The 10,625-nt window shown below is 70.6% G+C and carries 10 protein-coding genes; 6 read left to right on the plus strand and 4 right to left on the minus strand.

Going from position 1 to position 10,625, the window contains the following annotated elements; genetic code table 11:
• Positions 1-580 (plus strand): aldo/keto reductase (locus D7V88_RS33550; protein ID WP_147448967.1); only part of this gene is annotated, 580 nt, incomplete at its 5' end.
• Positions 581-593: 13 nt separating this feature from the next.
• Here D7V88_RS33550 and D7V88_RS33555 read toward each other — a convergent pair.
• The gene (locus tag D7V88_RS33555; protein WP_120544695.1) at positions 594-1,382 is read right to left on the minus strand and encodes a DUF2270 domain-containing protein; all 789 of its coding nucleotides are present in this window, start codon (positions 1,380-1,382) and stop codon (positions 594-596) included.
• Positions 1,383-1,550: 168 nt separating this feature from the next.
• Here D7V88_RS33555 and D7V88_RS33560 point away from each other — a divergent pair, with 168 nt between their 5' ends.
• Together D7V88_RS33560 and D7V88_RS33565 are read left to right on the plus strand one after the other, a co-directional pair.
• On the plus strand, positions 1,551-3,596 hold the full coding sequence (locus tag D7V88_RS33560) for a hybrid sensor histidine kinase/response regulator (protein ID WP_372241143.1): 2,046 nt from the start codon (positions 1,551-1,553) through the stop codon (positions 3,594-3,596).
• Positions 3,597-3,610: 14 nt separating this feature from the next.
• Positions 3,611-4,864 (plus strand): tetratricopeptide repeat protein, encoded by a 1,254-nt coding sequence (locus D7V88_RS33565; protein ID WP_120544696.1) that lies wholly within the window; start codon positions 3,611-3,613, stop codon positions 4,862-4,864.
• Between the two features lie 18 nt (positions 4,865-4,882).
• Here the strand turns inward: D7V88_RS33565 and D7V88_RS33570 are convergent, their stop codons facing one another.
• On the minus strand, positions 4,883-5,497 hold the full coding sequence (locus D7V88_RS33570; protein WP_120544697.1) for a DUF4230 domain-containing protein: 615 nt from the start codon (positions 5,495-5,497) through the stop codon (positions 4,883-4,885).
• On the opposite strand from D7V88_RS33570, the gene D7V88_RS33575 reads away from it, so the two are divergent.
• Positions 5,496-6,200, plus strand: a complete 705-nt coding sequence (locus D7V88_RS33575; RefSeq protein WP_244238529.1) for a 2OG-Fe(II) oxygenase — start codon at positions 5,496-5,498, stop codon at positions 6,198-6,200. The two genes, D7V88_RS33570 and D7V88_RS33575, sit on opposite strands and share 2 nt — an antisense overlap.
• Here D7V88_RS33575 and D7V88_RS33580 read toward each other — a convergent pair.
• Positions 6,182-6,613, minus strand: a complete 432-nt coding sequence (locus D7V88_RS33580; protein ID WP_120544699.1) for a hypothetical protein — start codon at positions 6,611-6,613, stop codon at positions 6,182-6,184. The genes D7V88_RS33575 and D7V88_RS33580 overlap by 19 nt on opposite strands.
• Positions 6,614-6,998: 385 nt before the next feature.
• Between D7V88_RS33580 and D7V88_RS33585 the strand changes: the two genes are divergently transcribed.
• A complete protein-coding gene (locus D7V88_RS33585) occupies positions 6,999-7,703 on the plus strand; it encodes a hypothetical protein (protein WP_120544700.1) in 705 nt (234 codons plus the stop codon).
• Between the two features lie 66 nt (positions 7,704-7,769).
• On the opposite strand, the gene D7V88_RS33590 is transcribed toward D7V88_RS33585, so the two are convergent.
• Positions 7,770-9,305: a hypothetical protein gene (locus tag D7V88_RS33590; protein WP_120544701.1), complete on the minus strand. Its 1,536-nt coding sequence runs from the start codon at positions 9,303-9,305 to the stop codon at positions 7,770-7,772.
• A gap of 175 nt (positions 9,306-9,480) precedes the next feature.
• On the opposite strand from D7V88_RS33590, the gene D7V88_RS33595 reads away from it, so the two are divergent.
• On the plus strand, positions 9,481-10,227 hold the full coding sequence (locus tag D7V88_RS33595; protein WP_120544702.1) for a hypothetical protein: 747 nt from the start codon (positions 9,481-9,483) through the stop codon (positions 10,225-10,227).
• Positions 10,228-10,625 lie beyond the last annotated feature (398 nt).

Here is a 10,625-nt window from a genome sequence, read left to right on the forward strand (position 1 = left end):
CGCGACGTTGCGCGCGTTCGACGCGAGCGCTCGGCGGTTGGGATTGGAGGGGGTGGACCTGTATCTCATCCACTGGCCGCTGCCGGCGAAGCAGCTCTACGTGGACACATGGCGCGCGTTCATCCGGTTGCGGGACGAGGGGCGGGTGCGCTCCATTGGCGTGTCGAACTTCCAGCCGCATCACCTCCAGAAGCTGGTGGACGAGACGGGCGTGGTGCCTTCGGTCAACCAGGTGGAACTGCACCCCGACCTGGCGCAGCCGGAGCTGGTCGAGGATGCGGCGAAGCGCGGCATCGTGCTGGAGGCCTGGAGTCCGCTGGGGCGGGGCGGGGACGTGCTGAAGAATGACGCCATTGTCCGCGTGGCGAAGAAGCACGGCCGGAGCCCGGCGCAGATCATCCTTCGCTGGCACGTGGAGCGGGATGTCATCGCCATCCCGAAGTCGAAGGATCCGGAGCGCATGCGCCAGAACCTGGACATCTTCGACTTCAAGCTGGACGCGGAGGACCTGGCCGCGTTCCAGAAGCTCGACCGGGGGCACCGCATGGGTGGGGATCCGGACGTCTACGTGGAGGAGTGAAGGCGCTTCGCGCTCATTGCTCGAACGGTGACTGTGGGCGCGGCGGGTTGGTGCGGGGGTTCGCCGCGCGGCGTGGGCGCTTGCGCCGCTGGATGGCGTAGGGCCGGTAGAAGGTCTCCCACATCGCGGCCCGGCGTCCTCGCGGGCGCGTGCGCAGCTCTCCCAGCGGCGCCCGGATGAAGAAGGACGCGATGAAGAGGTAGCCCGCCACCAGGGTGATGAGCACCAGGATGCCCATCACCACCGGGCCGGGAATCCAGGCCACATGCGCCCGCTCCGTGAAGTCGTCGAAGTCGCGAGGCGGCCGCGGGTGGCTGTAGACCTTGAAGAACCACGTCACCATCAGGACGATGAGGATGGGCCCATACGCGCGGTTGAGCCGCGTGGCGATGGCCGACCCCAGCGACAGTTGGATCTGCGGCCGAGACATCTCCACCGCCAGCTCCCGCAGGGCGTCCGGATCCACCGGCTCGCGCCGCAGCATCGGCGCCCACCAGCCGTCCTCCAAGAGACGCACCCGGCGGTTCCACAGGTCGTAGTACCGGTAGCGGCGCGCCTCGATGAGCAGGAAGGACACCACCATCCAGATGCCCACCAGGAACGTCACGTGCGAACTCTCCGGCGTCGCGAAGCCGAAGGAGATGACCGCCGCCGTCGTGGTGAGCGCCCAGTTCGTCGTCGTGTCCAGCCGCGTGCGCCACGTGTCCGAACGGCTCAGCTCTCCGCGGAAGAGCTGCGCCATGGCCTGCTGGGAGACCAGGGGTTGCTCGAGATCATTCTGCCTGCGCTCTTTGACGCTCATCCGTGCCTGGGAAGGTGGGGACGACCGCCTCCCCTGACCAGGGGAGGCAGCCCGTCTGCCGCTCGCGCCCCGTGACGGGCCCGGGGCTGTGCGAAGGAGGACACTCGTGCTCGGCGCCACCAGGGGGGCCGGGTGGCTGGGCGCCCGGAGCGTGCGCATCGTCCGCCCTTGAGCGTGCCTTCCGATACCGCCATCACCGCCCTGTCCGGCCTGCTCTCCGACGAGGGCGAGCGCATCACCCGCCTGTGGGCGAAGCGTCTGCGCGCGGAGACGTACGAGGTGGAGGTCCCCGGCCGCGACCTGCGCGCCCCCCTGCACCACCTGTTGGACGAGCTTGCCCGCCTGCTCCGCGACCGGGGCGAGGACGCCATCCGCCTGTGGCCGGAGGTGGTGCGCTCGCACGGGGCCTTCCGCTACGACCAGAACTTCGAACCCGAGGACCTGACGCGCGAGTTCAAGTCGCTCCAGGAGGTGCTGCTCTACGTCTACGCACGCCGCAACGGGGGCGTCATCGACGCGGACGTGGCGGAACTGGTGTCAGAGCTGGTCTGGGAGGCGGATGCGTCCGCGCAGGCCTCCTACGCGCGCGTGCTCAAGACGGAGGAGGTCCGCTTCCGCGAGGCCGCGGTGATGGAGTCGGTGCTCAACCACGTGGAGGTGGGCATCCTGCTGGCGGAGACGGACGGCATGGTGTCCTTCGCCTCGCCGCCGGTGAGCCGCTTGATGGGCGTGCCCATGCGCGCGGTGGTGGGCGCGCGGGCGACCAGCTCCCTGTCGCCCGTGCTGACACAGGTCAACGCCCGGCATCCGACGGGAGAGCCCTTCCGCGTGCAGGACATGCCCTTCCTGCGTGCGCTTCGGGAGAAGGGGCCGGTGCGCGGCGTGATGATGGTGGTGGAGCGCCCCGGGGGCAGCGACGCCACGCTGGAGATGAGCGCCACGCCGGTCTGGGAGGAGGACAAGGTCCTGGCCGGCGTCATCCAGACGTTCAGCGACCGGACCGAAGCGGCGGTGAAGACCAAGGCGCTGGAGAGCGCGCACGACGAGGTGCGCAGGCTTCAGGGGCAGTTGCTGCGCCGCACGCGGCAGCAGGCACTGGGGCAGTTGGCGAGCGGCGCCGCGCACGCGCTCAACAACTTCCTCAATGTGTTGCGATTGCGCATCACGCTGCTGCAACGCGAATACAAGCCGGAGCACGTGGAGGCGCTGGACAAGACGGTGCGCCAGATTGGCGAGCTGGTGGCGCGGCTGCAGGAGTTCAGCGTGCAGCGCACCGAGGAGCGCCTGGCCGAGGTGCCGGTGGACCAGACGGTGCGCGAGGCGCTAGAGCTGGCGCGAGGCGAGCTGGAGCAGCGCGAGCACCCCGTGCACACGGAGCTGGACCTGGGCTTCCCGTGGGGCGTGAAGGCGGATGCGGGCTTCTTCCGCGAGCTCATCGTGAACCTGCTGCTGTCGGCGAGGGACCGCATGGAGGGCGGTGGAACGCTCCAGGTCCGTACCCGGCCGGAAGGGGAGGGATGGTTGGCGTTGCGCATCGAGGACGGGGGACCGCCCTATGCGGTGGAGGAGCTGGCGAGGCTGTTTGATCCGCTGCGCCGCGACCCGGGTGCGCCGCAGTTCTCGCTGTTCCTGGCGGTGGCGCGCACGCAGGTGCAGCGCTGGGGCGGGGAGCTGACGGTGGAGAACCGGCCGGACGGTTCCGGCGCGAGCTTCATCGTGCGGCTGCCGCGCTTCCGTGACACCGCGCAGGACGTGGAGGTTTCGCTTCCGCCATCCGCCATGGCTCCAGGAGGTGTGCCGCACCTGAAGCGGCCCGCGCGCCGCGTGCTGGTGGTGGACGATGACCTGGACAACGCGCGGATGATGGCCGAGGTGCTGGGCGAGGAGGGCTACGACGTGCAGGTGGCGCACAGCCCGGAGGTGGCCTTGCGCATCTGGGAGAAGCACGCCTTCGATGCCGCGCTCCTGGACGCGGTGATGCCGGAGATGACCGGCTGGGAGCTGGCGCGGGAGCTGCGGCAGCGCTCGCCCCAGACGCTGTTGGCCATCGTCACCGGCGCCGACGTGCGCGGGCAGAACCGCGCGAGCCTGGCGTTGGTGGACGCGGTGTTCCGCAAGCCCATCGACGTGGGGGCCCTGGACGAATTCCTCACGCAGCGCCGGAGCGAGGAGGAACCCACCGAAGGGCTGGGCGCTCCCGACCCGGGCCACTAGAGTCCCGGCGCGTGATGCCCCTGGCGGAACTGGAGCGCCTGCGCCGCAAGGTGGAGGCGGGAGACGTGCTCAGCGACGCGGAGCTGGACGCGCTGCGCGCCGAGGCCGCGCAACGCCCCGGCGCCACGCTGCGCCTCACCGTGGCGCATGCGCTGGTCAACGCGGACGCCGAGCGCGAAGCCCTGCCGCTGATGCAGGCCCTGCGGCGCGACTTCCCGGAGGACCTCCAGGTGCGCCTGGGCCTCGCGCGCGCCCTGCTGGGCCTGGAGCGGCACCGCGACGCGGAGGTGGAGCTGCGGGATGCGCTGGTGCTGAGCCCCGGTGACCCGGAGGCCTTGAAGGTGCTCGCCGTGCTCGCGCTGCGACAGGGCGAGGCCGCGCGTGCCCGGGCCTACGTGGCGGAGGCCGTGGCGCGCGACCCCTTCGACGCGGAAGCGAAGCTGTTGCGCGCGGAGCTGGAGTCCGCGGACCTGCCACCCGTTCCCCAGCCCGAGGCGCAGGTGCTGCGTCCGGAGTTCACCGCCGCGCTCAGTGCCGCGTTGGGGCGCGCGGGCGTGGGCTTCCGCCGCCAGGGCCGGGACCTGCTGGTGAAGCTGGCGTCGGGCGGTGTGGGCCGCGTGGACGTGGGCTCGCTGTATGCCGCGTACCATGCGGACCCGGGAGCCCAGGGGCTCACCGCGCACGTGGAGGCGCTGGTGGCGCGGCTGGGCGGTCTGTCCTCCGGCGTGGGCCCGTCCGGCGTGGCATTGGACACGCTGCGGCCGGTGCTGCGGCCGGCGGGGTTCGTGGCGGGGACGCAGGGCTCGTTGTTCCGGCCGGGCCCGGAGGGGCTGGAAATCTATTACGTGCTGGAGGACGCGGAGTTCGTGCGCTACCTGCCCGCCAGCGCACTCGGGAGTCCAGGGCTCACGCTCGAGGCCGTGGACGCGGCGGCGTGGCGCAACCTGGATGCGCATCCCGCGGACGTGCGCCCGGTCGTCATCGACCGGGGCGAGGTGCGGCTGGCGGAGGCGTTCTCCGGCCTGTGGGCCGTGACGGGCGGCGACGGACTCGATGGGGCGCGACTGCTCACGAAGGCCCAGCGTCGGTGGATCGATGCCGCCACGGGCGGAGGACGCCTTCGGGTGAACCTGGGCCAGCGTGAAGTGGCGCTCCTGTGCCGGGACTCGGACGCGGCTTCGGTGCGAGCCCTCACCGAGCTGGGACATGCGTCCGACGGAGTCCCGGGGCTGTATCTGCTGGAAGGCGACTCGCTGCGGTTGGCGTGAGGCCTGACTGTCCTCGCCTCAGCCCGCGGTTCCCAAAGGCAGCCGCTCCACGAAGTGCACCTCGCGGAAGCCCAGCGTGAGCAGCAACCCTCTCAGCGAACGCTCCGCGGACTGTCGCGCCTTGTCCTTCAGGCGCGCGTCCTGACGCACCTCGCGCTCGAAGGCGAGCCGGGCCTTCTCCAGGAGCTGCGCCGTCTGCGCGCTGTCCAGGTTGGAGTCGATGACTTCCGTCTCCCCTGGCCGCAGCGCCACCGTCACCACCATCGGTGGCAGGAGCACGTCCACCCGTGTGCCCGTGGCGCGCAGGTGGCTGGCGTCGAAGCGCTGGAAGTCGAAGCCCAGGTGCGCGTCCGCGAAGACGATGGCGCGACCGTGCGGGTTCTTCAGCGTGTAGCTGGCCCAGAGCAGCACGTCCTTCCACAGCGCATCGGTGGACTCCGGCTCCGGCGTGAAGGTGACCTTCTTGTAGAGGGCCACCTCCAGCGTCTCCAGCCGCGCCACCTCCCGCATCTGCTCCACCACCACGGCTGAATCCGGCTGTCGGAAGGCCGCGGGACGCAGGAACACCCATGCGACCAGCGCGCCCACGGCGGCGGCGGCGAGGACGGAGAGGACTCGCGAGAGGTTCGCCATGGCCCGGCATTCTACCCGCTTCCTTCCAGGGGGCGTCCTGGGGCAGCGTGTCGGCCGGACTCCGGGCGGCCGCCTGGAGGACTCAGGCCTGGGAGGCCGGGTGGAGCTGACGGACGCGGAAGTGGAAGCGCTGGGCTCGCACGGCTACTTCCTCCGGGACGCCTTCCTCGGTGAGCCCCGGGCCCTCGCGGTGCGCGCCGCGGTCCTGGCCCGTGTGTCCGCGGGAGCGCTCCGGCCCGCGGGCATCCGGCGTGGCACGGACCACTCGGTCGACACCTCCGTGCGCGGTGACCACATCGAATGGGTGCTGCCTGGCGCGGACGCCGAACTGGAGGCGCTGTGGAACCACTTCCACGCGCTCGGCGAAGCGGTGTCCTCCAGCGCGTACCTGGGACTGGGCCGCTTCGACGTGCAGCTTGCCTGCTACCCAGGAGGCGGCGCGCACTACGCCCGCCACCGGGACGCGTTCCCGGGCCAGTCCAACCGGCGCCTCACCGCCATCTGGTACGCCAACGCCGGCTGGACGCCGACGGACGGCGGCCTCCTGCGCCTCTACCCGGAGGACACCGGCGCCCCGCTGGACGTGGCGCCGATGTTGGATCGGCTGGTGGTGTTCCTGAGCGAGCGGCTGGAGCACGAGGTGTTGCCCTCGCACGTCCAGCGCCTGGCCCTCACCGCCTGGTTCTACGGCCGGGGGCCATAGCCCGCGTCGAACGAAGGACCTGGACCCGCGTCGTACGAAGGGCCCGGACCCGCATCCACCGGCCCGCCGTCCGTCCGGGGACGGCCTTCCAGCACTCCGATGATGTAGATGCTCCCAGTGCCGGAGCCCGGGCAGTTCTCCGGGATGCGTTGCAGGGTGAGCTGCACCGGCGACATCGGTCCGTCGTAGACGTTCACGAACGCGGTGCCGGAGTACACAGCCCTCCCCGCTGCGTTGAAGGCCGCCACGCCCACCCGCCGCTGGAGCCCGGCGGGGACGTTGCTCACCCCGCCCTCGATGTAGCCGTTCCCGACGTATAGGTTCACCGGGCCAATGGGGGAGAAGTCGTCGCCCCACACGTGCGCCTGCGCGGACACGACGCCGCATTCATCCCCGGCCAGGGAGATGCGCATCTCCACGGACTCCGCCCCTTCCCGAGGCTCGTCAACGGCACCCTCGGGCTCGCAAGCGGCACCCAACAGCGCACAACTCATTCCCAACGCAATTCCCCAGCCGGCTCGCTTCACGTTCCCTCCCTGGTGGCGCATGGTCCGCGCCTTTTTCAGACACGCTCCCTCGCCAGGTTGGGACACGACTTTCTTTCGGGACGCACCGGCGGCCCCTCATGACAATCCCTTCCGGGATGAACGACCCTGCCTGCCTGCCCCCCGGTCAGACTTTATTTTCAGGCCCCATCTCAGAGGGGACAGCCGCGTCCGGAGCGCCCGCAGTGCCTGTCCCCTGAGGAGATCGTGCCTACGTTGCCCAACAGTCATCTTGGTACGAGGGGATCAGACCATGTTCCAGAACAAGACGAAGCGGCATTGGGTGATGGGGTTGGCCATGGGGGCGTCGATGGTGTTCCTCGCCGGCTGCGGCAGTTCAAAGGCCGCCCGCGTGGACGACGCGATGATGGCGCGTGTCCCCGAGGATCAATTGAGCGAAGTGCGTGACGCGCAGCTCGCCCGCACCAAGGCCGCCGACAACGTGACGCGCGCCGAAGTGGCCGTGAATGACGCCGAGCGCGCCGCCGAGGTCGCCCGTCGCAACGGGGACGCCGCGAAGAGCCGCGTGTCCGCGGAGAAGGCCGGCGTGAGCGCCGCGGCGGCGACGGGCCAGTCCACCCCCATCGCGCAGGCCAGGTCCAAGCTCCAGGGCGCCGAGGCGGGACTCGCCACGGCCGAGGCCCAGGTCACGTGGCATGACCGGCAGATTGAAACGCGCAAGGCGGAGAAGGACCTGCGCGACGCCGAGCTGAATGTGGCGGACGCTCAACTGAACCTGGCCCAGTTCCAGGCCCTGCAGCGCACCGGCGATGTCCGCGCCAAGGACATGTCCGAGGCGAACTTCATGTCCGCCGTGGCGGAGTCCAAGCGCGACGTGGAGAACTCGCGCCGCCGCGTGGACGAGCAGAAGCGCGTGGAGCAGGACGCCCGCGCACAGTGGGAGCGGCTGCGCTCGGAGACCCCGCAGGGCTACGGCGGCAGCGGCCCCGTGGACTGACGTGCGACCTGAAGGGACGCGTCCCCGGCACCTTCGCGTGCCAGGGACCTGTCCTGCCTGGACGCGCTACTCGACCCGCAGCGTGGTGTTGCCCACCACGTCGCGCTGGAGGGTGAGCCACACGCTCTTGCCCGCCGTGTCCACCGACGCGAAGTAGTCCGTGTCCGCGGTGAGGGCCTGGCCGTTCAGCGTCACCGTCTTCGGGGCGCTGGTGGCGGTGTAGCCGTGCACCACGACCATCGGGTGCACGAGCGTGCGGCCCTGGGTGTCGAACGCCAGTGCCACGCGGTTGGAGGCGGCGTCCGCTTCCCACGTGGCGTAGACGGGGTTGTAGCCGGGCACGTCATACGTCACCGCGTCGGTGCGCCCCACGCCGCCCGGGCCGCGCGTGCGCACGGTGCCTTCGGTGGCGGAGAGCTTCACGCCCTGCCACACCTCCACCTGTGACGCGAGCTTGAGCACCGGGTCGGACGCGTGCGTGCCCAGCACCATGAAGACCGAATAGCTCTGGTACGGGTAGCCGGAGAGCACCCCGTCATCCCCGATGCGTGGGTATTGCGTCTTGCCCACCGCGCCGAAGTTGCTGCCCCACGCGAGCCGGTGGGAGTTGGTGACGGAAGGCAGCTCGTACTGGTTGAGCTGGTAGGCCCAGTTGTAGTCCACGGGCATGGGGCCGGCCGCGTGGCGCGTACCCCACTCCGGATACAGCCAGTAGCCGCCTGCGGGCTTCTGCTGCCACGTCTGGGTCTGCACGACGCCCATCTCCGCGTCCGGCGCCGCGGTCCACATGCGCGTGTAGGGCACCACGTTGGGCTCGCGGTAATCCCAACCGCTGTTCATCGTCACCGGCGAGTTCAGCGTGACGAAGCGGTAGCGGTCGCCCCAGCCCAGGCCCGCGATGTCCGTGTTGGCGTTGTCGTCGAAGGCCAGGTCGCCGTAGGGCGAGCGCACGTCGGCCTCGATGCGGTCCGCGGGGAAGCCTGAGGAGTCGTGGGTGATGGCGTAGAGCGGATGGTCTCGGCCGGTGGCGAACAGGTACTGCACCGTGACCTGCACCACGTTTCCGTCCAGCGACAGCGGCCACTTCAACTCATGCAGCGCGTGGTGGGCGCCCTTGAAGAGGATGCGTCCGGTGCCGCGCGCGTCCTGGGTCCAGGCGCCCCATGTCTGGCCGTCCTTCAGGTGGCTGGTCACCATGCCCCAGCCGGGCACCTGAGCGCTCTGCCCATCACAGGTGCGCTGCGCTCCGGCGGCCTCGTAGGTGTAGCGGCGGATGTAGCCGCCATTCCAGCCCGCGGGATCCGCCGCGTCGTTGCGCACCAGCGACACCGAACGCACGCGGCAGTCGCCATCGCGCCAGACGTAGCGGTCCGTCTTGAAGCCGTTCAGGTCCTTGGCGCACTGCAACCGCACCGGCGCGCAGGCCCCGCTGGCCGGGTCGGTGGAGGGCACGTCCGTCGCGCACGCATCCGCGACAGCGGGGTCGTCGGGATTCTCGTCACCCGGTCGCACGTCCTTGCCACCACAGGACGCCAGCCCCAGGGCCAGCAGGGCCACGGCGCCGCGCGCGAAGGGATGCGGAGTCTTCGTTCCAGTTGTCATGGGTCGGTCCCTTGGAGAAGTGCCTGGGTCTCCTGCCACCCTCACCTGTGGTGATGCAAGCCTCCACTCCGAGCCCCTGCCCGTTTCCTCGGGATTATCAGCAAGCGAGCAGACAGGCTCCTGAGGGCACGGCCGGGAGGCCCCGGAGCGCCAGTGCCATGAGCAACCTGGGGAAATGGCGGATGGATGGTGGCGTGCGGCGGTGGGATTGCTGGGCCTGCTGTCCGTGCCTGCGTTCGCGGCGGACGGGGTGCAGGGACGGGTGCAGGAGTTCTTCCTCGGCGACGGGGCCGCGCCCCAGCAGAAGCAGCAGGTCCAGTTGGGCACGGGCCTGGAGTGGACGCGGCAGGAAGGCGAGACGCAGTTCGAACTGCCCGTGTCCGCCGAGTACGGACTCAGCGACCGCGTGCAGGTGGAAGCGGCGGTGGCGCTGACGACGCCGGAGGATCCGCGCGGGCTGGACTCCGCGGGGGCCGGCGTGGGCTGGGCGCTCATCAACGATGGGCGGCGCGGCTTCACGCTCAGCGTCGGAATGGACCTGCTGGCCACGCGCGACGCGGTGGATGATCGCTTCCGCCCGGGCTTCGAACCGTACCTGCTGGCGTATCAGGACGTGGGCCCGCTGGGCTTCAACCTCCAGCTCAAGGCCCAGCAGCTTCCCGGCGTGCGCGGTCTGGACGGAGCGCTGCATCCGGACTTCGCGGCCGGCGCGGTGCTGGAGCTGGGACCGTTGCGGCCCATGGTGGAGGCCGCCTGGCGCGACGAGGACGGCACGTCCACGGTGCTCCTGGCGCCGGGCCTGCTCGCACATCCGTCGAAGTCGCTGGAGCTGGGCGTGGCGGTGCCGTGGCGCCTCCACGCGGACGGAGCGCGCGACGTGGGCGTAATGGGGATGCTCATCTGGCAGGGCGGCGGGGCGTAGGGGCGGACCTCCGCCGTCGCCAGAGAATCGTTACCCCATCCCGCGACCCGAAGTGCTCCACGAGGACGCGCGGCTCGCGGAGCGCAGCAGTGGGCCGCGATGTCGCGCTGGAGCGGAAGCCAAGGCGGGTTCATGGGCAGAGGCGCCCGCCGGGCACCCTTCATGCCAAACCTGTCCGACAGTCGGACAGGTTTGCGCCACCTGAAGCCGGGGGCCGCGTCGGACCGCCAAGGCGACGAGGATGGTGGGCCTCCAGTCCATGCAAACCTGTCCGACAGTCGGGCAGGTTTGTGCCACCTGAAGCCGCAGGCCGCACCCCCGGACCGCCAAGGCGTCGAGGATGGTGGGCCCTCCAGTCCATGTCAGACGCTTCTGCTTGGATTGCAGCAGCTTTGGCG

The organism is Corallococcus terminator (genome assembly GCF_003611635.1).
Classification (GTDB): domain Bacteria; phylum Myxococcota; class Myxococcia; order Myxococcales; family Myxococcaceae; genus Corallococcus; species Corallococcus terminator.